Source organism: Streptomyces sp. TSRI0281, assembly GCF_001905125.1.
GTDB lineage: Bacteria > Actinomycetota > Actinomycetes > Streptomycetales > Streptomycetaceae > Streptomyces.
This window is the reverse complement of the sequence record NZ_LWLE01000023.1, coordinates 166,540-188,963: the sequence shown is the minus strand read 5'-3', so window position 1 is coordinate 188,963 and position 22,424 is coordinate 166,540. Positions and strand designations below refer to the sequence as shown.

Here is a 22,424-nt window from a genome sequence, read left to right as displayed (position 1 = left end):
CCCCCGTGTTCCGCACGTCGGCTCAGCCCTTGTCGTCCGGCGTGGGCGTATCGCTCTCGGTGGCCTTGCGGGGGCGGGGCGGGGCCGTCCGCCGCGCAGGGGCCTTCGTGGCCTTGGCGGGGGCTTCGTCCGGTGCCTCGGCGGCGGTCTTCGCGGCGGCGGGCGTGGTCTTCTTCGCCGCCGTCTTCCTGGCCCTGGCCGCCGCTCCTGCCACCCGCTCCGCCGCCCGCGGAGCAGCCGGCTCCGTGTCCGGAGCGGAGGTCTCCGGATCCGCCGTGGGCGGCACCGGCGCCCCGGGTGCCCCGAACGGCAGCACCCGTACCGTCCGTTCCTTCACCGGCCTCGCCGGAACCGGCATCTCGCGGCCCTCGATCACCACCAGCGACGCCTGATAAGCGACCGACAGCGTGTACGGGGTCTGGTGCAGCATTCCCCAGAGCTTGGACGTCTCGTCGACGTCCATGACCGTCGGCGTGAAGCGCACCCGCTGGATCGAGTCGGCCAGGTCGCTGCCCGCCAGGTACGGCCGCTCGGCGGCCAGTTCGATCAACTCCTGGGGTAGTACGGGGATTTCGTGCAGGGTGCGGATCACGCAGCCCAGCAGCCGCTGCCCGACGAGTTCCGCCTCCTCGCCGTACGCGCTGATCACGTAGTGCAGATCCAGCGGCGCGGCGGCGCGGTTGCGCAGGGTGCCGTCGGCGGCGCGCGTCGGCAGGTCGTTGTTGCGCATCGCGGCGTTCGGAGTCACCTGGTAGAGGAACACCGTGATCGTCGGCTCGCTCGGCGGCTCCGACGGCGGCTTACGGGTCTCCACCTTGACCGCGATATCCATCTCGGGGCCCAGGTTGCTCTCGATCAGCAGGGCGAGCGCCTGGGTGACCGTGGCGACGGCGAGTGCGTTGCTCATGTCGTCAATCCCTCTTCCCGCCGCGCGACAGGTAGTCGTCCAGAGTCAGTACGGGGGCCGGTCGGCCGGTCTGCTGTGCGGGGGGCCCGCCCGGTGAACCGTTCGCACCGGGCGGCGGCGCGGCGCTGACCTCCAGCCGCCCGATCCGCACATGCACGACCCGGTCGGCCGGACGCGGCGCGCGCCGCCCCACCGAACCGGGGGTCGCACCGCGCGCGGCGGCGGTGTCGGAGTCGCGCGGCGCCACGGGCGCGGCCGTACGGGCGAAGCCGGTGACCGCAGGGGCGGGTGCGCCCGCCACGGACGGGGCGGGCGCCGGGGCGTCGGGCGCGGATGGATCTCCCTGTCGCGCCGCCCGCGCCCCCTCCGTCGTACCGGGCCTGAGCAGCGCCGACGCGGCGGCCGACGGCCGCAGCAGCGGAGTCGGCGCCGGTGCCGGGGGCCGGACCGGCCGGTCGCTCTCGCCGGGTGGCGGGGCCTGCTCGGTGCGGACGACCGTGTGCCGTTCGGTGTGCACTTCCCGCTCCGGCCGCATCGAACGGGGCGGGCCGGAGGCGGGCGGGGGAGCGGAGGGGATCAGCGCGGCCGGTTCGTCCGGCTCGGGCGGACCCTGCCGCACCGCCTCGGCCCGCTCGAACGGCCCGGGCAGCCGCGGACGCACGTACACCCGCGCGCCGGAGCCCTCGGTGTCGTCCGCCGCGGCCACCGGCGCGTACCGGGCGAGGAGCCGGTCGAAGTAGTCAGGCATCGGTGCACAGCTCCAGGTAGTAACGACGCCGAAGGGGGCTGAGCGCCAGAATCTCCGGCTCGCTCCACCCGTAGGCGGTGGCGAGCAGATGGACATCGAGAAGCAAGTCCCTGGCCCAGGTGTCCAGTTCGGTCCACAAGTAGGAGGAGATGTCCAGCTCGGCCGGGGTGGCCTCGCCGCATTCGGGACACGCCACGTTCAGCGTCACTTCGGCCGTCGGGTCCGCCGCCGCGGCCTTTTCGGCGATGAGCCGTTCCACCCGTTCCGGGAGCAGCTCGGCCAGCTGCTCCGCGGCGACGGGCTCCCCGTCCCGCAGGGCCCGTACCGTGCAGCCCGTCACGAGCAGCCGACGGGCCTCGGCGGGAGAGGAGGCCGCCCCGGCCGCCGCCAGGCCGGCGACGGTGGGCAGCCGGAACTCGACCACCCACCCGCCCTCCGCGACCCGCAGCGGCCGGTCCGCGACCGGCCCGCGCGCACCCAGGGCAGCCGCGTCGAGGTCGAACTCCATGGCCTCGCCGCAGGCACCGCACTCGATCCGTACCTGCATCCGCTCACCGAACAGCGAGCGGCGCAGCGCGAACAGGTCCGCCTCCCGCTCGCCGACCGGCACCGACAGCAAGGCGTCGGCACCGGCCCCCGGGCGGGCCGCCCGGTGCAGCAGCAGCGACCTCTCCGCCGGGCCCAGAGCCAGCCCGGCCTCCCAGGCGGCCAGCAGCTCGGCGGGACCCACCGGGGCCGCACCGGACACGACCGGACCCGCACCGGGCACGGCCGGGGCCGTAGCGGAATCCACCGGGGCCACCCGGGGGATCACGTCCCGACCCCGGCCGGACTACGTCGAGGCGCCATCGTCATTCCTCCGTGCACATACGACGTGACTCAGGCCGGGTGGGTGAACGACGGCTCGACCGGTTCCGGAACCTCGTAGTCCCGCTCCCAGCCCTCGCATTCCAGCTTCACGCTCTGGATGGCGACGGCGTTGGCGTTCGCGTCGAGTTCGCCCATGACCTGGTACTCGCTGACCCAGGCCCGGTAGAGCTTGTGCGAGACGGCGACCTGCCCGGCCTCGTTGAGGACCTGGATGATGATGTCCTTGCGGAAGTCGCGCAGCGACACCTCCGAGCCGAGACCGGCGCCGACCTGCCAGACCTTGTTGGCCCAGCGGTCGAACTCCGGATCGTGGGTCACCCCGCGTTCGAGCGTGACCCCCTCGAACTCGGAACGGCCCGGCGACTTCCGCGGTGAACTGGGGTCGCCGCCGTGCCGGTGCTTGACCACTTCCGTGGTCCGCTTCAGCGGACTGATCTTGCTGATGCCCGCAACCGTTCGACCGTCCCACAGGACCAGGAACTTGAAATTCTTGTAGGGGTCAAAGCGATGGGCGTTTACTTGGAACTCAGCCATCGGTTTCCTTCGTGTTCTTTTACCTCGGGTCCGTGGTTTACGAGAGGTCGAACTGACCGGCCATCTGCTGGATCTTGACGATCACGAACTCGGCGGGCCTGACCGGTGCGATCCCGATCAGCACATTCACCACACCGCGTTCGATGTCGGCCTCCGTGGTCGTGTCCTTGTCGCACTTCACGTAGTACGCCTCACGGGGTGTGCCGCCCTTGAAGGCGCCCTGGCGGAACAGATCATGCAGATAGGCCGAGGCATTCAGCCGGATCTGCTGCCACAACTGCTCGTCGTTCGGCTCGAAGACCACCCACTGGAGTCCCCGGTACAGGCTCTCCTCGACATGCAGGGCGAGCCGGCGCACCGGAACGTACTTCCACTCGCTCTCCAGGGCGTCCGCGCCCCGTAGCGTCCTGGCACCCCAGACGAGCGGTCCCACCACCGGGAAGGTCCGCAGACAGTTGACGCCCAGCGGGTTGAGCAATCCGTTGTCCCGGTCGGTCAGCCGGACCGTCAGGGAGCGCACTCCGGCCAGCCGCGCCTCGGTGCCCGCCGGGGCCTTCCAGACGCCGCGTTCACCGTCCGTACGGGCGATGACGCCGGCCACCGCACCCGACGGCGGGAACGACCGCAGCCGCCCGGTCAGCGGGTCGGTGAGCTGGAGGTGCGGGAAGTACAGGCCGGCGTGGTCACTGCGTACCGCTTCGAACGCACCGATCCCGGCCCGCGCCGCGTCGACGCTTCCCCAGGCGGACGGCGAGTCGACGAGCAGGAAGATCCGGAGCTCCCGGCACAGCTGCTCGGCCGCCGACAGCACGGTGACCATGTCGTCGGTGGACGCGTACGCCGAAAGCTCGGGCAGTGCCAGCAGGTTGACGTCGTCCACGTCGCGCAGCGCGTGCACCCCGGTCTTGCGGGCCTCGCTGCCGATGAGGTCGAGCGGTCCCGGCGCGTCGCCGTCCTTGCCGCCCTCCAGCGGGAAGACGGGCGGGTTCACCGACGCTTCGAGGCCGAGGTCGTTGGCGCACTCGCCGACGAACCGCACGACGTCGTCCGGGTCGACGGATCCGGCGACGACCTGGAGACGGCGGCCGAAGGCGATGACCTCCGCACCGGCGAAGGCGTGCCTTCCGGGGGCGTCGGGCAGGGCGCGCAGCTTGCGTTCCAGCAGGAGTGCCAGCTCGGTCACCGTGTGCGGCGGCTCGCCGTCGCGGTCGGGCTCGAAGAGCGTGAACTCCCGCTCCACGTCACCGATCTTGACCTTCAGTTCGACGTCCAGGGCGGGCAGCTTCGCGGCGAACGGCTTGGAGACCGTGCCGGACGGGTCCGGCCGGTCCTCGTCGAGAACCTTGACGCGGACGAGCGAGGAGCCCGCGCCCACGACCGTCTCGACGAAGCGGCCGTGCCCGGAGTGCATCGACAGGCCGGTGAAGGACTCGCGGGCGCCGCCGCGGGCGTCCAGGACATGCAGGTTGAAGGTCTTGTCCGGGGCGGACGTGTCATGGTCGACCGCCACCCGCAGTCCCGACCCCCACACGCCCGGTTCCTTGGCGCGCACTTCCAGTACGGGGCACGCACTGCGTCCCTCGGTGGACTCCAGGGTGACGCAGGCTTCCTCGCCGGTGCCGGCCTTGGCCACCCGGACGACGACCGCGACCGCCCCGCCGTTGCCGAAGAACTGGTGCACGGCGTAGCCGACCGCGCTCCGGGACGTGAGCCCGCCGAAGCGCCGCTCGAAGTCGGCGAAGCTGGTGATGCGCACCGGCTGGTTGAGCGGTCCTCGGCGGGTGTGCCCCACAAAAGCGGTCACCGATGTGGTGACCGAGGCGATGGTCCGTACGCTGCTGGGGAGTTCTTCGATGTAAACGCCGGGATAGCCCATGTGCGTCGGCATTCCCCCTCCATTCCCTTCGCGCACCAAGAGATGAGGAGAGGAGGTGAAGGAATTGCCCGCGGGTCATGTCGTCACGGACATACGATCTTCGCTGTTTCCCCCGCCGCACACCCCGTGCGATCTATGTCTCGCAGGGCCATTCGCATGCACATGCGCTTGTGGCTCCTGATGCATGAGTGCCTCTGCGAGTTTCCGTCTCATGCCAAGAGATGGTCAAGGAGGTGATTCGGTCAACCGGAGAAAAGCGCCCGTGAATATCTGACAAGGCAGGTTCTGCGTGGTCAGCCGGATTTCAATGATCGAACACGAAGACGGATTCACCGGTGCTTCACGTTCCATGCCGCACGGGGGAGTGATTTCAGCCGTTCGCGGAGCCCTTCGGCGCGCCTCCTTGTGTCTTGTTCCGGCGAAAATGAGCTGGTTTCGGCGCCGGGTGGCAGGGAAGACGGGCGGCGAATCGGCAGGGAAAGGTGAGGGGAACCGGCGGGGGAGGGTGAGGGGAACGGGCGGGGGAGGGTGAGGGGAACGGGCGGAGAAGGGTGCGGCGAACCGGCGGGCCGGACGCCAAAGGGCCGCAGGACAGGGGTGATGCCCCTGTCCTGCGGCCCCGGGACCGCGGAAGTCAGCTCTCGGACAACGCCGTCCAGCGGATCTGCGTGGCACACAGCGCCACGAGCAGCGCCGCGGCGGCCACGGCGCCCATGCCCCACACCAGGCTGCTGGCACTGGCTATGAGGCCGATCGCCGCGGGCCCGGCCAGCAGACCGGTCGTTCCCATGGCGGCGACCAGGGCCAACGCGTCCGGGCCCTTCTTCGCCGCCGCCACATAGATGCACGGTGTCACGGCCGCGATGCCCAGCCCGACACAGGCGAACCCGATCAGCGTCGGCACCACGCCGCCCACCAGCAGGGCGAGCGCCAGCCCGGTACCGGCCAGCACGCTGCCCGCCCGGACGATGCGCCCATCGCCCCAGCGGGTACGCCAGCCGTCGGCGAAGACGCGGGCCAGCACCATCATGACCGAGACGACGGCGATGCCCATGGGCGCGAGTTCGGCCGCCGCGTTCACGACATCCTTCATATAGAGCGCCGACCAGTCGTTCATGGCACCTTCGGTCACGGTGCCGAACGCCATCGCGCACCCCATCCACAGCGTCACGCGCGCCGGCATGGTCAGTTTCCGGCTGCGCCCGGGACCGGTTTCCTTCTTCGCGGGCTGCTGGTCCGCCCCCAGCAGCCCCGGCCGTGCGAACCCGACCAGGAGCAGAACCAGCACGGCGGCCACCCCGAAATGCGCCGCCAGGTCCGAGGTCACCAGGTGCATCCCGGACGCGAGGAGTGCGGCCAGCAACGACCCGGCACTGAACGTCGCATGCAATTTGGACATGGTGGTGCGCTGGTACTCCACTTCGAGCGCCGCGCCCTGCGCGTTCATGGCGACGTTCAGACAGCCGACAGCGACACCGTCGCAGCAGATGATCAGCAGGGCGACCGGATAGTTCGGCGCCGCGGCCAACGCCAGCAGGAGTGCGCCCAGGCAGAGGGACGACAGAAACGCCAGCTGCCGGGAGCCCATGCGCCGCATCAACACCGTCACCAGCGGGAACGACGCCGCCGCGCCCGCACCGCAGGCCATCAGCAACAGGCCCAGTTCCGCCTCGCTCAGGTCGAGTTGCGTCTTGAGCGTGGGAAGCCGCGATGCCCAGGTGGCGTACTGGAACCCGAGCAGACAGAACAACGCTGCGATCGCCAACTGTGCTTGGCGGAATGGATCGCGAACGCGAAACATGTGAATCAACCTACTTCGTCTTGCGGTGGCGACCCGGGCAGCGGATCGTCGGTGAACGGTGACTTCTCGGCCCGCCCGCCATGCACTGCCCGGGACATGTACACGGCGTCCGTGCCGTAGGTCCCGGGCAGCGTGACGTGCGGAAGGGGGTGGTATCCGTTGGCCGACCAGAAGCCCTCGTTGCCCTCGACGGCGATCAAGGAGATCTGCTCGTACGACATCGACCGGGCCGTCTCCGTGAGCTGGTGGAGAAGACGCTTCGCCAGCCCCCTGCCGCGGAACTCCTCGGCGATGACGAGATCGTGCAGATGGAGATTGGGCGAGCGGAAGACGGTGTCCTCGCTCCGCGCCAGATCCGGGTACCGGTGCATCGGATAGGGCAGTGCCAGCACATAGCCCGCTATCCGCCGGTCACCTTTCAGAGCCGCACCTTTCAGAGCCGCACCTTCCAGAGCCGCACCTTCCGGAAGGTCGCCTTCCGGAAGCTCACCCTCCAGAACGAAACAGGTGGCCGGTGAAGCCCACGCCCTGGACTCCAGCGCGGCGCGTCCCTCCGACAGTGAACTGTCGGTGTAGGCGCCGGCCTCCAGGGCGACGATGCCGTTCCAGTCGCTGTCGCGGATGCGTCGTACGCGCAGGTCGTCGGCCATCTACTCCAGACCCTCCCGACCGCGGTCCTCGCCGCGTATCCACGTGTACGGAAGCGGGCGGAACCCGTTGAACCCCTGGGTCATGTAGCTGGTGACATAGGCCCCGCAGGAGAGAATCCAGACCGCGTCCCCCGATGCCGCCGCCCCGGGCACCTGGACCAGACCGTCCGTGAAGGCGAAGGCGTCGTCGCTGTCGCAGGTGGGCCCCGCGACGACCGCGGGTACGTATTCCGCCTCGCCGTGGGCAGGGAATTCCAGCCGGTACTGCAACTCGTCCATCTCGTACAGGCCGTTGAACTTCCCGCAGCTCAGATACAGCCAGTTCTGGCGCTCGCCGTCCAGCTGCTCCCGCGACGACATCCGGGAGACATGCGCCCTGATGGCCCCGTGGTCGGCGACCAGATAGCGCCCCGGTTCCATGACGAAATCCAGCGGGGATTCCGAGACGGCCCTGAGATGCTCCATGCCTTCCCGGAGCACGGCGAATATCTTGTCCATCGGGGGATCCAGCGGCATCCCTCGCTTGTCGCGATATCCGAGGGCGGGCAGACCACCACCGAGATTGATGTGGTCGAGCCGGATTCCGCGCCGGTTCAGCTCCGTGAGCACATCGGCAAGCGTCTCGAAAGCGCTCTGCCAGGCTTCGGCCGTCATCTGCTGCGAGCCGACGTGGACGGACAGACCGGCCGGGGTCAGACCGAGCGATCGCGCCTCCTCCATCACGAGCAGCGCGTCCGCGCCCGAGCATCCGAACTTCTTGCTGAGACCCCAGAGCGCCCCGTCCCCGCTGGTGGCGAGCCTGCAGAACACGCGCGCACCGGGCGCGTGCACGGCCACCGCGGCCACGTCCTGAAGGCTGTCGGTGGCGAAGTCCCGGATACCGAGCCGGTGGGCGTCGATGATGTTCCGGTCGGACTTGATGGTGTTGCCGTAGTGGATGGTGTCGAGCGGTACGCCGGTCCTGACCGCCTGTGCGATCTCTTCGGGGCTCGCCGCGTCGAAGCCGGCGCCCTTGTTCGCCAGGGTGGCCAGCACCTCGTCCACCGGACATGCCTTCATGGCGAACCGGACGGAGATACCGGGTAATTCACTCACCAGCGTGGTGTATCGGTCCTCGATCCCGGTGAGATCGAAGATGATCTGGTCCTCGGTGGCGGCAGCCAGCGCGGCGCGCATATGCGTGTGTGTATGCATGAGTGATCAACCGGTCCGTCTACCGGGGAATTCGGTCGAGGACGGTGGACCTGCTCGCGTGCGTCAGCGGTCCCCATGCCTCGATCAGGCGGGCGAAGTCATCGATGTCGGCCTGGGCCTCGTCGAGCAGCCGCGGGCCGCTCGCGGCCAGGTCCTCGGCGAACGCGGCATATCTGCCGCCCAGTTTTCCGTAGGACCGTCCGAGGCTCCTGAGCCGCTCCACGTTCTCGTCCCTGGCCAGCCCGGTGCTTTCCCTGATGATGTCCACCAGCGTGGCAGCGCGGACGTGGTCCTGTCCGTCGAGCAGAGCCTTTCCGGCTTCCGCCATCCTGTCGTAGATGAAATTGAAATAGAGCATCGACAGGAAGAACTTCGTCAGCCGCATCTGGTAGGCGATGAACCCGGAGTCGGTTCTCCGCTCGGCGGTGTAGAAATTCACGATGTTGCGGTTGTGCAGGACGCCGGGCAATTGCGCGTCATGAACCACGTGCATGAGGAAGTAATCGCTGCCGATGGTGTTGGTCGCGGGTGGCAGCGGTATGCGCTCGTACACCTCGTGGTGGAAACTGATGTTGCACATGTCCACCCGCATGGGGTCGACCGTGGTCAGGACCGAGTGGTCGCGGACGAACGGGTCGGTTCCGGCGCCCCGGAAGGACTCGTCGACCAGCTCCCGCTTCTTCTCGTCCGGCCACTCGGCGGGGGCCCACAGGCTGACCACCTCGTGGTAGATGTCGCGGTCGAGCTGCTGGATCTCACTGATGTCCACGGAGAGTTCACCCACGAACGAACTGCCCACCATCGCCACCGGACGGTGGGCCTGTTCCGGATCCAGCGTGGTCTCGGACACTCCCTCAGCCGCGTCGGCCGCCCGCTTCCCCAGAGACATCAGCTCGTGGTGAATGGGAAACACGGTCGCGCCGTTCAGGACCTGATAGGTGCTGTCCGAGTCCCGGCGGTGAACCGAACGGCAGCCGAGCGCGGAGGCGATCAGGAACGCCCGGTTGGTGCAGGCGCCGTAGGAGACGTCGTCGGGCAGCATGAGATCGCGTATCAGATCGGGCTCGGGGACGTCGGCGCGGTCGATCACGCGCCGAAGGAAGTCCCGCTGCTCGTCCTCACCGAGATGGTGCACGATCACGTTCGCCGTGCGCGGCAGCCCGGCCACGGCCCGGCCGTGCTCGGCACGCGTGGGCTCGTCGGAGGAGTCGAGGATCAGCAGATGCACCTCGACCTCGAACTGCCCGGCCGCGTACGCCGCCTCCTCGCCGATGGCCGAAATCGTCGCTGTGCAGGGCCTGTTCGTGGGAAGGGTCAGACAGACTCTGCGCATGCCGGCTCTCCCGTCGACAGTGTGGTGTCGGCTTCTTTCCCGCGCCAGGATTCGAGCCCCAGCAGTTTCGCGCCGAGGTCGTTCAGCTCGGCGGTGCCGTATCTGAGGGATTCGTGCTTCGTCGCATCGCCGACCAGCGTCTTGTTCCAGTCCGGCGTACGGAGATGACGCCAGGAATCCACCCGGGACCGGGTCAGCTCCTGGTCCGACTCCAGCGCGGGCATCATGGAGAGGTACTGGACCGCCCGCACCCCCTGCTCCGAGGTGTTGCGGGCCACTCCATGGGCGAGCAGACCGTTCCAGATGAGCAGGTCACCGGCCTTGAGCGCGGGCCGGACCACGGGGAACTCCGCCCGGTCGGCAGCGGGCCTGATGGGATCCCGGTCCTCCGGCTGAACGGCCTTCCACTGCTCGAAGCGACGGAACAGCTCGGGCGAGCACTGGAACCCGCCCTCGTCCGGCTGGGTGTCGCTCAGCGCGATGATCCCCTGGACCCGCTGCGGCAGCACACCGAGCGTGGTGTCGACGTCCCAGTGGAGCTCGATGTCGAACCCCTCGTCCGTGGGCGCGATGTGCGCGCGGTCACGGTCCTTGATGTTCGGCGGGTTGAGATTGAGCCGGTCCAGGGTCACCCACAGCTCTTCGCAGTCCCACACGTCGACGAACGCGTCGTAGACGCGCCGGCTCTGGCGGCTGTCCCAGATGAGCTGGTGGTGGTACGCCTCGACGAATCCGTAGATGTGCAGCTCCCTGTCCAGGTCCGACCGGAACTCCCGGTCGGAGTACCAGGTTTCCGGGCGGGTCGGATCGAGCCCCTGGAAGTCCCAGGTGAAATCGAGCAGGCGCTTCGCCGCGTCGGCGGGTATCGCCTGCTCGACGACGACATATCCATAGGTCTGCCAGAAGGCGAAGTCCTGCTCGGACAGGACCCGGAGCGGCCGTGACTTCCGTAGATCCCGCAGTGGTGTCTGCGCCAGGTAGGTCTCGGTGTCCGCGCTGAAGTACGGGATGTCCGAGGAGGCTCGATGCAGATAGTGGTCAGGCGTCGGCATGCAATCACTCCAAGACTCGAAAGTGCTGTGGATGAGTGGATCGACCGCTCCCCGTCGGCTCGCGCCGATGGGCGCGGAGCACCGCCGGATCCGGTACGGAGGACGGGATCGGCGCGGAGAACGGGATTCGGCGCGAAAATGCGGCTTCGATGGATTCGGTGGAGCGAAATGGTCTGAGCGAAATGGTCTGAGTGGAGAACGGCTCACACGACCGCTTCAGGGCGCAGTGAACGCACGGCCGGCTGCCGTTGATTCACTCGCTGCGGGTGGGGTCGGCCGTCGGGACGGAATGCCGTCCGGCAGGTGTTCTTCCTCGGTCCGTCCCGGTGCGGGGCGGATTTCCGGCCTCGTTGTGCCAGGTGCGCGGCGACAATGAGCCGTCCGGGGACGAGAGTCGTACGCGGTAGTCCTGCGGTGCGGTGATGGTCCGCCGCACAGGGTGGACCGGCGCCCTCCCCCTCCTCGTTCTTGGCGCCCGGCACAGGTCGTCGGCAAGGGCAGGCACCTGCGGAACCGACCCGTCGTCAACGCGCACGATCGACCTCGTCGTCGACACACGCAAGGTCAACTCACACTGCTGGCCTGCTGCTTCGCTCGTGCGGCGGGGGTCCGTCCCCCGGCCTTCACCCCGCCGAACGTGTGTGTCACTAAGTTGGACTAGACCAACTTGTGGTGTCAACCCCAACCTTGGGAAGAGGCGGTGAAGCGGGGGTGGCCGGGCGGGAGGGATCGGTGCGGGAATCGGGATTCCGCACGGCGGCGCGCCGGATCTTGACCAGGTTTTTGATGGGGTTGACGCGTTCTTCGGGAGTGGTGAAAGCCCGTGTCGCGCAACTGGCCGAGAATTGCCATGGGGCACCGGAGCGGATTTCTCTACTGGCGGGTACTGATGCAGACTTGCCCGAGCCACCTCTCCATTGCGCAGCTGGATGGCCGGAGTTGATGAAAGCATGGATATGCGCCCGGATATGCGCCTGGATACGCGCCCGCATATTCTCCCCGGGAAACGATTTCGCCCGGCCGCCCACGAGGGGCGGCCGGGCTGCCGGATCCATCCGCGACCGGATGGATCCAGGGGTGAGGAGTCCTCCGTACTCAGCCGAGGGAGAGCGCCTTGAACGCGCGCGCCTGCTCGGTGACGGCACGCTCGGTGGGGAGACGTTCCACGGAGGAGGCGCCGAAGAATCCGGCGATCCCCGAGGTGTGTTCCAGGACGTAGCGCGCGTCCTCGGGTTCGGCGATCGGCCCGCCGTGGCAGAGCACGATGATGTCCGGATTGACGCGCTTGGCGGCGTCATGCATGTCCTGCACGGCCGTCGCGGCCTGGTCCAGGGTGAGTGCGGTGGTGGCACCGATGGCGCCCTTGGTGGTCAGCCCGACGTGGGGTACGAGCACGTCCGCACCGGCTCGGGCCATGGCCGCGGCCTGGTCCGGGTCGAAGACGTACGGGGCGGTCAGCAGGTCGCGCTCATGGGCCTGGCGGATCATGTCGACCTCCAGGCCGAAGCCCATACCGGTCTCTTCCAGGTTCTCCCGGAACGTGCCGTCGTACAGCCCGACCGTGGGGAAGTTCTGTACGCCGGTGAAGCCGACGGCCTTCAGCTGGTCGAGGAAGTTGCCCATGATCCGGAAGGGATCGGTGCCGCACACCCCGGCGAGCACCGGCACGTCCCGTACGACCGGAAGGACTTCACCGGCCATCTCCAGCACGATCGCGTTGGCGTCGCCGTACGGCAGCAGGCCCGCCAGCGAGCCGCGGCCGGCCATCCGGTAGCGGCCGGAGTTGTAGATGATCAGCAGGTCGACGCCGCCGGCCTCGGCGCACTTGGCGGTCAGGCCGGTTCCGGCACCGGCTCCGATGACGGCTCTGCCGGCGCTGACCTGGGCGGTCAGGCGGCCCAGTGCTTGCTTGCGGTCCATGGGGGGCTCCTGTTCGGTCGGGTGACGCGTCGGGGTATGGCGTGGGGGAGGGTGCGGTACGCGGGAGCGGACTCAGGCGTCCGCGGCCGTACGGGCGTGGGCGGTGATCAGCCCGTGGAGGTGGTCGGCGGCGGCGACGGCGAAGGCCGGATCGTTCAGATGGGCGTCGGCCTCGTGGAGTTCGACGGTGCTGCCCTCCAGAGCCGATCGCAGGGACGTCAGTCCGGCCGCGTCGGCGGCGGGGTCGTGGAAGGGACCGCCGGGGGCGTCCACCGCGGAGATGCCGCCCGACGGCCAGAAGACCGCCGCCGGGCCGGTCGCCGCGGCCAGTTTCTCTCCGACGATGGTGCCGAGCAGCGCCATCTCGTCGGCCGTGGTGCGCATCAGGGTGACCGTGGGGTTGTGCACGAGCAGATGGCGTCCGGCGAAGCGCTCCGGGACGGTCTCCGCGGCGCCGAAGTTGACCATGTCCAGCGCGCCCGGGGCGACCACCTGCGGGATGCCCGCCCGGCCCGCCGCGGTGAGCCGGTCGGGCCCCGCGCTCAGCACACCGCCGACCAGCTCGTCCGCGAGTTCGGTGGTGGTCAGGTCCAGGACCCCGGCCAGGAACCCGCCCGCCGCGAGCTTCTCCAGGGCCTGCCCGCCCGCTCCGGTGGCATGGAAGACCAGGACCTCGTAACCGAGTTCGTCCAGACGCCGGCGGGCGGCGTCGACGGCCGGCGTGGTGACGCCGAACATGCTGGCACCGATCAGCTTGCGGCCCTCGGGCCGCGGACGGGCGAGCATCCGCTCGTGGTGGGCGGCCATCCCGGCGGCGGCGGCCACCGCGTTGCCCAGGATCAGGGACGACACCGAGTTGATGCCCGCCACATCGACCACGCTGTACATCATGGTGATGTCGCTGCTGCCCACGTACGGGGCCACATCCCCGCTGGCCATGGTGGACACCAGCAGCTTCGGCACACCGACGGGCAGCGCCCGCATGGCACGGGCGGCGATGAACGAGCCCCCGCTGCCGGCCACCGCCAGGACGGCGTGCAGCCGGCCCTCGCGGTGCAGATCACCGACGACCCGCTCGACGCCCTCGGCCATCGCCGCCACGGCCGCGCCGCGGTCCCCGGCGGCTCGCAGCGCCCGAAGGTCGTGCCCGGCGCGGTGGGCGACGGCTGCCGCCCCGATGTCACCGGCGGGCGCACCGCCCGGCAGCGGCATCACCCCCACATCGACGGTCACGACCTCGCAGCCGAGCGCGCGCAGCCGCGTCGCGAGCCACGCGTACTCCGCACCCTTGGTGTCCAGAGTCCCCACCAGCACCACGGTCGCCATGTTCTTTCTCCCTTGAACGAACGGTTCCTCGATCCTGCGCCCGGCTCCCGCGGCCCGCCCACACCACTTGAGGGCAATTGGCCTGCGGCGCGGGATGATGGGCGGATGGACCGGATTCCTCCCACCCGCCTGTCACGTCTGCTCACCGGCTGGTCCAAAGGGGGTACGGGGGCGATGCCGCGGCTGCTGGCCGACGCGCTGCGCGAACTGGCCCAGCGCGGTGACGTGGCCCCCGGCACGCTGCTCCCCTCGCAGCGCGCCCTCGCGGCGGCGCTCGGCGTCAGCCGCAGTACGGTGACGGCCGCCTACGGGATGCTGGAAGCCGAGGGACGGCTGGAGAGCAGGCACGGCAGCGGGTCCCGGCTGCGGGCGTCCGGGGCGGTGGGCGAACCCGCGTCCGAGGGCCGCCTGGCCAGTTTCGGGGCCAGGGACAGCGGCATCGACCTGTCCAGCGGCGCGCTGGACGGCCTGCCCGCGGTCGCGGCGGCGGTCGGCGCCCTGTCCGCCGGGGACCTGACCACCGCGCTGGCCGGTGACGGCTACCTTCCGTACGGGCTGCCGGAGCTCCGGGAGTCGATCGCCGCGTACCACCGGTCCGCGGGCCTGCCGACGGCACCGGAACAGATCCTGGTCACCGCGGGGTCCCAGCAGGCCGTCTGGCTGATCACCCAGGGGCTGGTCGAGCCCGGGGACACGGTGGTCGTCGAGGACCCGACGTACCGCGGGGCGCTCGAAGCACTGCGCTCGCGGGGCGCCCGTCTGGTCCCGCTGCCCGCCGCGTCCTCCCACGGCGACGGTCCGGCGGCGCTGGACCGGCTGGCCGGCCACCTCCGCCCGCGCCTCGTCTATCTCCAGCCGTCCGTGCACAACCCCACCGGGCGCGGCACGGACGAGCACACCCGGCTGCGCTGGGCGGCCGCACTGGCCGAACACGGCGTGTACGCGGTGGAGGACAACGCCTACGCGGAACTGGCCCTGGGCCACGACAGCGCGCCCGTCTCCCTCGCCTCCCGGCTGCCACCCGCCGCCACCGCGACCATCGGCACCCTGTCCAAGCTCTTCTGGGGCGGCCTGCGGGTGGGGTGGATCCGCGCCTCCACCACCGTCGTCCACCGGCTGGCGGACATCAAGAAGTCCGTCGACCTGTCCTGTCCGGTGGTGGACCAGATGCTGGCCGTGCGACTGCTCGGGCAGCTGCCCGAAGCCCGCGCCCACCGCCGCTCCCAACTGCGCGAACGCCTCGCGGAGACCGAACGGCTCCTCCACGCCCACGCCCCCGGCTGGCGTTGGGAACGTCCCGCGGGCGGCTCCGCGCTCTGGGTGGAGATCCCCGGCGCGGACGCCGAGGCCACCGCCCAACTCGCCCGCCGTGCGGGCGTCCTGATCGTTCCCGGCCCCGCCTTCTCCGCGGTCGACGGCTTCCGCCACCACCTGCGGCTGCCCTTCGCCGACCGGCACGGCCATCTGGCGAAGGCGCTGCCGGTACTGGTCGACTGCGCGGAGCGAAGCCGCGGCCCGCGCTGAGCGACGCGTCACGGCGACCGGTGCGCGGCGGTGGCGGCGGCACAGCCAACGCTTACGCCCCCGCTACGCCGCACTCGCTAGCGTGCCCCGGACCAGCAAAAAGGCCCTCCCGAAGGAGGGCCGGACCAGCTGTGGCGCGAAGCGCCCCCGGCAGGACTCGAACCTGCGGCCAAGCGCTTAGAAGGCGCCTGCTCTATCCACTGAGCTACGGGGGCCGGGTGGTGGCCTCGTCGGCCCGGAGCCCGTGATCGGGTGGGTCCGTGGCCTTGCCGGGACAAGGATAGGGCTCCGATCCCCTCGACCCGGTTGCTTCACCTGCGTGGCACGATGTGGAGGTTCGGTGAAGCGAACCGATAATCGCAGGTAGGTGCGATTCATGCACCGCTTTTGGCCTCCGACGCCACGGGTGTTGTGCACTCGTTATGCCTGCGCCCCACTCGTCCCCTCTGTCCGGAGGGTGGAACCGCCGCGCAGAGGGGCCTATACGCTTCAAAAAGGCGCCAAAATTGGGCATTCTTCGCATGTGGTGACCATGGACGTACGGCCTCAGCTCATCGACGCACTTTCCGCCCTGCGCGACCGTGTCGCCGCCGTGCGTCTTCCACTCCCGCTTCCCGGGGCCGCGCGGGCCCGGCAGACCAGGGTGGAACTGCTCGCCCAGCTCGACGACTACCTCGTGCCACGGCTCAAGGATCCCGAAGCGCCGCTGCTCGCGGTCATCGGAGGGTCCACCGGGGCCGGGAAGTCGACGCTCGTCAATTCACTCGTGGGATGCCGGGTCAGCGAGGCGGGCGTGCTGCGACCGACCACACGGACACCGGTGCTCGTCTGCCACCCGGACGACCATCACTGGTTCGCGGGCGTACGGGTGCTCCCGCAGCTGACCCGGATCTGGCTGCCGCCGGGTCAGGCCCCCGACCCGGACGGGCTCGACGACCTCGCGGCGGCCGGGGACGAGGAGGGGACCGTCCTGCGGGTGGAGACCGCCGCCACACTGCCGCGCGGGCTCGCCCTGCTGGACGCCCCCGACATCGACTCCCTCGTCGTACGCAACCGGGTCCTCGCCGCCGAACTCATCTGCGCCGCCGACGTATGGGTGATGGTGACCACCGCGTCGCGCTACGCCGACGCCGTGCCCTGGCATCTGCTGCGCACCGCGAAGGAGTACGACGCCTCCCTCGTCACCGTGCTCGACCGGGTGCCGCACCAGGTGATCGCCGAGGTGTCCCGGCAGTACGCGGCGCTGCTCACCCGGGCGGGTCTGGGGGAGGTGCCGCGCTTCACCATCCCGGAGCTGCCCGAGTCCGCGGGCGGCGGCAGCGGGCTCCTGCCCACCACCGCCGTCGCCCCGCTGCGCGCCTGGCTCACCCACCGCGTCCAGGATCCGGCCGCCCGCCAGCAGGCCGTGGGGCGTACGGCGGCCGGGGTCATCGAGTCGCTGAACGTACGCGTCCCGGGGCTGGCCGGGGCCGTCGCCGCACAGCACGCGGCGGCGGTACGGCTGACCGGGGTGGTCGAGGAGGCGTACCGGAAGGAGGAGTCCCGGATCCGCCGGAGGCTCCAGAGCGGCGCCGTACTGGCCGGGGACGCCCGGACCCGGTGGCGCGGTTATCCGCTGGACAGTTCCGCCGAGGAACTCATCGAAGCGCTGGTGGACAGCCTGGTGGCGCTCCTCCAGTGCGCCGTGGCCGCCGCCGACGAGCAGATCCGTACGACCTGGCAGCGCGATCCGTCCGCCGGTCTCTTCCTCTTCGAGAGCGCCGGCCGGGAAGCCGGGGGATGGGGGCCCGCCGAGGACATCGAAGGGCGGATCTCCATGGCCGTACGACGGTGGCGCCGGGTACTCGAAGAGCTGGCGGAGGAGGAGGTGCGGCTGCTGGAACGCAACGTCGCACCCGATCCCGAGACCGTGGCAGCGCTGCTGGCGGCCGCCCTGCTCGGCGGGCGCCGGGCCCGTACCGCGGGGGAGCAGCTCGCCGAACGCATCGGTGCGCAGGGCGCGTTGAGGCTCCGCGACAAGGGCGGCGCGCTGCTGACCGGCTATCTCGACCAGGTGCTGAACGGCGAACGCGACCGGCGGCTCGCCCCGCTCGACGCGCTCGACGTCGCTCCGGAACCACAGGCCGAACTGATCGCCGCGCTTTCCGTACTGCAGAAGGAGAGGTGGCAGCGATGACCGCCGTCACAGGACAGAACCAGGAGCAGGGTCAGGACCACGGGCAGGACGAGGGGCCGGATTCGGGCCAGGAGCAGGAGCAGGAGCAGGGTCAGGGGGCAGGTCAGGGGCAGGGCGCGGGCGCGGGCGCGGGCAAGGAGGCGCAGCGGGAGGACGGGCGTTGGGACGACGGGCTCATCGCCCGGCGCGCGGCGGTGGTCGCCCGCGCGGACACCGAGCCGCAGAGCGCGCCGGACGACGACGTACGCCCGCAGGTCGAGGCATACGTGGGGTCCGGCAGCCCCCTGCGTACACGGCTCGACGCCCTGCGTGAACTGGTCGGGCTCTCCAGGGCCCGGCTCGATCAGGGGACGCTCACCGAGGCGGGGCGGGTGCTCGACGAGGCCGCCGCCCGGCAGCGGCTCTCCTCCCGGCACACGGTCGTCGCCGTCGCCGGAGCCACCGGCAGCGGGAAGTCGACCCTGTTCAACGCGCTCGCGGGAGTCCAGATCTCCGACACCGGGCTGCGCAGGCCGACCACCGCCTCGCCGATCGCGTGCAGCTGGACCGACGGCGCCGCCGGGCTGCTGGACCGGCTCGCGATTCCCGGGCGGCTGCGGCGCAGGCCCCAACAGGGGGGCACGGAGGCGGACGAGGCGCTTCAGGGGCTCGTCCTGGTGGACCTGCCCGACCACGACTCGGCGGCGAGCGGCCACCGCGACCAGGTGGACCGGGTGCTGGCGCTGGTCGACGCGGTGATCTGGGTCGTCGACCCGGAGAAGTACGCCGACGCCGCTCTGCACGAACGCTATCTGCGCCCACTGGCCGGGCACGCCGAGGTCACCTTCGTCGTCCTCAACCAGATCGACCGGCTGCCCGGCGAGGCCGCCGACCTGGTTCTGGACGATCTGCGCCGGCTGCTGGACGAGGACGGCATGGCGCTGGGCGAGCACGGCGAATCCGGCGCCACCGTCATGTCCCTGTCCGCTCTCACCGGCGACGGGGTGGCCGAACTGCGCGAGATGCTGGGCCGGTTCGTCCAGGAACGCACGGCCGCCGCCCGCAGGCTCTCCGCCGATGTGGACGCCGCGGCGGCACGGCTGAGGCCGGTGTACGTGGCGGAGGGGCGGCCCGGCCTCGGCGAGCGGGCCCGCGAGGAGTTCACCGACCGGCTCGCGGAGGCCGTCGGAGCGGCAGCCGCCGGACAGGCGGCGGAACGCGAGTGGCGCAGGAACGCCGGGCGGGCGTGCGGGACCCCGTGGCTGCGGCTGTGGCGCTGGTACGAATCGTCCCGGCAGCCGGGCAGCCTGGACCGGATGGCGCAGGTCCTGGCCCCGCCGGAGGAGGAGCTGACCGCCAGGCAGCGGGTGGAGCAGGCGGTACGGACCGTCGCGGACGACGCCGCCGACGGGCTGCCCGCCCCGTGGGCGCAGGCCGTGCGCGAGGCGGCGGTGAGCGGGGCGAAGGGGCTCTCGGAGGCGCTGGACGAGCTGGCGGTGAAGGCGGGGGCCGGCGCCGGGAGCCGGACCGCGAAGGAGAGCGGGCCCGAGACGTCCGGCGGTGCGGGCAGGGCGGTGCGGACCGGGGCGGGCAGGGCGGCACGGACCGGGGCGGGCGCAGGACTCGCGCTCGGTGGGCGGGGCGTGCGGCCACCGCGGCCGAAGTGGTGGCCCGCCGCCGTGCTGGCCCAGGCGTCGATGACCCTGCTCCAGATCTTCGGCGGCCTGTGGCTGCTCGGCCAGATCGTCGGAGTCCTGGAACCGGGCCTGGTCACCCCCGCGCTGATCATGCTGGCCGGAGTCGTCGGCGGGCCGTTGGTGGAGTGGTCGTGCGCGGCCGCCGCCAGGGGGCCGGCGCGACGGTACGGGCAGGAGGCGGAGCGGCGGCTGCGTGACGCGGCGGCCGGTTGCGGCCGGGCCCGGGTCCTGGACCCGGTGGCGGCGGAACTGGTGCGCTACCGCGAGGTGCGGGAGCGGTACGTGGCGGTGACGGAGTTTTCCACAACCGGCCGGTAGTCCACAGGCTCCGACGCGATTCCCCTCTTCCGTCCACCATGAAGTCAGCAGGCAGGACGGGCGGGACGAAGACGGACGAGGGGGACGGAAATGAACGAGACCTTGGTGACGGTGGTGGGAAACGCCGCCACGGGCGTGGAGTTCCGGGAGACGGCCACCGGCCCGATGGCACGATTCCGGTTCGCTGTGACACCGCGCCGCTGGGACCGGGAGAAACAGCGCTGGGCGGACGGGCACACCAGTTTCTACACGGTCTGGGCCTGGCGGACGCTCGCGTCGAATCTCGCCGGATCCGTGGCGGTCGGCGAACCACTGGTCGTGCACGGACGGTTGAAGGTGCGCGAGGAGGAACGGGACGGTCAGCGGCGGACCTTCGTGGACATCGAGGCGGTGGCCGTGGGACACGACCTGACGCGGGGGACCGCCGCCTTCCGCCGAGTGGTGCGGGCGGAGCCCTCGCTGACGGCCGGTCCGGCACGCGGTGGGGGTGACCCGGGCGGGGGTCCGGCAGGCGGTGAAGGTGACGCAGAGGAAGGTCCGGCGCTGTCGCGGAAGAGCCGGGAACAGGCCACCGAGTTGGCGGCGGTGTCCTGAAATGGCAGGTGAGCGGCCTGTACCGGCGATAACGATTCCGATTCGGAATGGTTGTCCGAGGCTGAGACGGGGGACTACGCATCGTTGCGGTCCTTAGGATTCCTCAGTACTCACGGGGCACTTGAGTCTGCTGGCGGGGCATTCCCCACACGCGCACCATGCGCGAGGGCCCGCCCGGAGGGGAATTCTGTGTTTTCTGCGTCTTCAGCGTCCACCTTGCCGTCCGACACGACGGTGGTGCACTCCGTCCGTGGCAGAGCCGGGGGGAGAACGCGTGGCTCGGGGCGCACCCGGCTGGGCGCCGTGACGCTGATCTCCGGTCTCCTCATGGCCGGCACCCTCGCCGGTGCGGGCGGGGCGGCCGCCGAGGACGTGCCCCAGCACCAGGGCGGCGCGGTCGCGGTGCTGGACGGGCTGAAGACCTTCGACACCGCCGTGCTCCACACGGAGGGCCGGGGCAGTGAGCCGGACCGGACGCAGCAGCTGCCCGCCGGGCTCTTCGAGATGACCGTCGACGGCGGCGGCAGGCTCAAGACGTACTGCATCGACCTCCACAACCCCACGCAGGAACAGGCGAAGTATCTGGAGACCCCCTGGGCCCAGACCTCGCTCGGGGCCAACCGGAACGCCGGCAAGGTCCGGTGGATCCTTCAGCACTCCTACCCGCAGGTCGACGACCTCGCGGCACTCGCCGAGGAGGCCGGCACCGGACCGCTCACCGAGCGGACCGCCGCCGCGGGCACCCAGGTCGCCATCTGGCGCTACTCGGACGATGCCGATGTCAACGCCTTGGACAAGCAGGCCGAGAAGCTCGCCGACTGGCTGGAGCGGCGCGCCAAGAACGTCGGCGAACCCAGGGCGTCCCTGACGCTGGAGCCCGCCGCGGTCTCCGGCCGGGCCGGGGAACGGCTCGGCCCGGTCACCGTCCGTACCGACGCGGGCCAGGTCTCGGTGGCGCCGCCCGCCGATGCCGCCGCCAGCGGTATCAGGATCAGCGACAAGGACGGCAGGCCCGTCACCGCCGCGGCCGACGGGGCCCGCCTCTACTTCGACATACCGAAGGACACGGCCGACGGCTCCGCGGCGCTGACCGTCCAGGCCACCACCTCCGTACCGGTGGGCCGGACCTTCGCCGGGGCGACCAGGAGCCAGACCCAGATCCTCGCCGGGTCCAGCGAGTCCACGGTCTCCGCACGGGCCACCGCCACCTGGGGCGAGACGGGCGCCGTGCCCGCCCTCACCGCCAGGAAGAACTGCGCCAAGGGCGGGGTGGACATCACCGCGGCCAACAAGGGGGACGCGCCGTTCACCTTCGAGCTGGCCGGTTTCGAGCACACCATCGCCGCCGGAACCACCAGGACCGTCACGATCCCGGTGGCCGAGGACCAGGGCTACGACTTCACCATCACCGGACCGGGAGGGTTCGCCAAGAACTTCAAGGGCGTCCTGGACTGCGCCACCAGCGGCAGTACCAAGGACACCGACGGCGGCATCGACATCCAGAGCGCCAAGCAGCCCGTCCCGGCCTCCACCGGCACCAGCTCGACGGGGATCGAGGGCGACCTCGCCGCGACCGGCGGCTCCAGCGCCACCCCGATGATCGCGGGCATCGCCATCGTCCTGGTCGTCGTCGGCGGCGGCGCGATCTTCGTCCTGCGCCGGAAGAAGCCGCACACCGACGGTGAGTGAGCACGCGCGCACTGTGCCAGTGCGCTGAACAGCGGCCCCGGGCGCCTCGGCGTACCGGGGCCGCTGTGTGCCGGGCTGCCGCCTGCCGGGGCCGACGTGTGCCGGGGGACTCGCCAGGAAGCGGCCACGGCGATCGGCAGGCAGGACCTCGTCAGGCGGGACCGCGGCAGACAGATGCGTCGGGCGCGGCCCTCCTGGACGTCCAACTGGGCGAAAATAGAAGGCGGTTGATCCTC

General features: G+C 70.7%; 17 protein-coding genes and 1 tRNA gene. 5 read left to right on the top strand and 13 right to left on the bottom strand.

Features of this window, described 5'->3' with window-relative positions:
• Positions 1 to 22: 22 nt before the first annotated feature.
• The 12 genes from A6A29_RS25885 to A6A29_RS25830 form a co-directional block, all read right to left on the bottom strand.
• On the bottom strand, positions 23 to 907 hold the full coding sequence (locus tag A6A29_RS25885; protein WP_073723343.1) for a DUF4255 domain-containing protein: 885 nt from the start codon (positions 905 to 907) through the stop codon (positions 23 to 25).
• A 4-nt stretch (positions 908 to 911) separates the two neighbouring features.
• Positions 912 to 1,655, bottom strand: a complete 744-nt coding sequence (locus tag A6A29_RS25880) for a hypothetical protein (protein WP_073723341.1) — start codon at positions 1,653 to 1,655, stop codon at positions 912 to 914.
• Positions 1,648 to 2,403 carry a T4 family baseplate hub assembly chaperone gene (locus A6A29_RS25875; RefSeq protein ID WP_385727484.1) on the bottom strand — a complete coding sequence of 252 codons (756 nt, stop codon included), beginning with the start codon at positions 2,401 to 2,403 and terminating at the stop codon, positions 1,648 to 1,650. Before A6A29_RS25875 ends, A6A29_RS25880 begins: the two co-directional genes overlap by 8 nt.
• Positions 2,404 to 2,534: 131 nt before the next feature.
• Positions 2,535 to 3,059, bottom strand: coding sequence for a phage tail protein (locus tag A6A29_RS25870; protein WP_073723339.1), 525 nt, complete (start codon positions 3,057 to 3,059; stop codon positions 2,535 to 2,537).
• A gap of 37 nt (positions 3,060 to 3,096) precedes the next feature.
• A complete protein-coding gene (locus tag A6A29_RS25865) occupies positions 3,097 to 4,947 on the bottom strand; it encodes a phage tail sheath family protein (RefSeq protein ID WP_073723337.1) in 1,851 nt (616 codons plus the stop codon).
• Positions 4,948 to 5,569: 622 nt separating this feature from the next.
• Positions 5,570 to 6,736, bottom strand: coding sequence for an MFS transporter (locus A6A29_RS25860; RefSeq protein ID WP_073723335.1), 1,167 nt, complete (start codon positions 6,734 to 6,736; stop codon positions 5,570 to 5,572).
• Positions 6,737 to 6,741: 5 nt separating this feature from the next.
• Positions 6,742 to 7,386: a GNAT family N-acetyltransferase gene (locus A6A29_RS25855; RefSeq protein WP_073723333.1), complete on the bottom strand. Its 645-nt coding sequence runs from the start codon at positions 7,384 to 7,386 to the stop codon at positions 6,742 to 6,744.
• Positions 7,387 to 8,562 carry a type III PLP-dependent enzyme gene (locus tag A6A29_RS25850; RefSeq protein ID WP_241838654.1) on the bottom strand — a complete coding sequence of 392 codons (1,176 nt, stop codon included), beginning with the start codon at positions 8,560 to 8,562 and terminating at the stop codon, positions 7,387 to 7,389. It lies immediately after the preceding gene.
• A gap of 37 nt (positions 8,563 to 8,599) precedes the next feature.
• A complete protein-coding gene (locus tag A6A29_RS25845) occupies positions 8,600 to 9,913 on the bottom strand; it encodes a DUF6271 family protein (protein ID WP_073723329.1) in 1,314 nt (437 codons plus the stop codon).
• The gene (locus tag A6A29_RS25840; RefSeq protein ID WP_073723327.1) at positions 9,895 to 10,965 is read right to left on the bottom strand and encodes a phytanoyl-CoA dioxygenase family protein; all 1,071 of its coding nucleotides are present in this window, start codon (positions 10,963 to 10,965) and stop codon (positions 9,895 to 9,897) included. The genes A6A29_RS25845 and A6A29_RS25840 overlap by 19 nt, the downstream gene beginning before the upstream one ends.
• A 1,095-nt stretch (positions 10,966 to 12,060) precedes the next feature.
• Positions 12,061 to 12,885 carry a phosphoenolpyruvate hydrolase family protein gene (locus A6A29_RS25835; RefSeq protein WP_073723325.1) on the bottom strand — a complete coding sequence of 275 codons (825 nt, stop codon included), beginning with the start codon at positions 12,883 to 12,885 and terminating at the stop codon, positions 12,061 to 12,063.
• Between the two features lie 72 nt (positions 12,886 to 12,957).
• Entirely contained in the window at positions 12,958 to 14,211 is a 1,254-nt protein-coding gene (locus tag A6A29_RS25830) for a Tm-1-like ATP-binding domain-containing protein (RefSeq protein WP_073723323.1), read from the bottom strand.
• Positions 14,212 to 14,316: 105 nt separating this feature from the next.
• On the opposite strand from A6A29_RS25830, the gene yczR reads away from it, so the two are divergent.
• Positions 14,317 to 15,735, top strand: coding sequence for an aminotransferase-like domain-containing protein (yczR, locus tag A6A29_RS25825; protein ID WP_073723321.1), 1,419 nt, complete (start codon positions 14,317 to 14,319; stop codon positions 15,733 to 15,735).
• A 142-nt stretch (positions 15,736 to 15,877) separates the two neighbouring features.
• Here yczR and A6A29_RS25820 read toward each other — a convergent pair.
• A tRNA-Arg gene (locus A6A29_RS25820) sits at positions 15,878 to 15,950 on the bottom strand.
• Positions 15,951 to 16,267: 317 nt separating this feature from the next.
• On the opposite strand from A6A29_RS25820, the gene A6A29_RS25815 reads away from it, so the two are divergent.
• The 4 genes from A6A29_RS25815 (at position 16,268) to A6A29_RS25800 (ending at position 22,188) form a co-directional block, all read left to right on the top strand.
• On the top strand, positions 16,268 to 17,911 hold the full coding sequence (locus A6A29_RS25815; protein ID WP_073723319.1) for a dynamin family protein: 1,644 nt from the start codon (positions 16,268 to 16,270) through the stop codon (positions 17,909 to 17,911).
• Entirely contained in the window at positions 17,899 to 19,905 is a 2,007-nt protein-coding gene (locus A6A29_RS25810) for a GTP-binding protein (RefSeq protein WP_385727448.1), read from the top strand. Before A6A29_RS25815 ends, A6A29_RS25810 begins: the two co-directional genes overlap by 13 nt.
• 90 nt (positions 19,906 to 19,995) lie before the next feature.
• Positions 19,996 to 20,499 carry a single-stranded DNA-binding protein gene (locus A6A29_RS25805; protein ID WP_073723315.1) on the top strand — a complete coding sequence of 168 codons (504 nt, stop codon included), beginning with the start codon at positions 19,996 to 19,998 and terminating at the stop codon, positions 20,497 to 20,499.
• A gap of 189 nt (positions 20,500 to 20,688) precedes the next feature.
• Complete coding sequence (locus tag A6A29_RS25800; protein ID WP_073723313.1) at positions 20,689 to 22,188, top strand: LAETG motif-containing sortase-dependent surface protein; 1,500 nt, start codon at positions 20,689 to 20,691, stop codon at positions 22,186 to 22,188.
• The last annotated feature ends 236 nt before the right edge of the window (positions 22,189 to 22,424 follow it).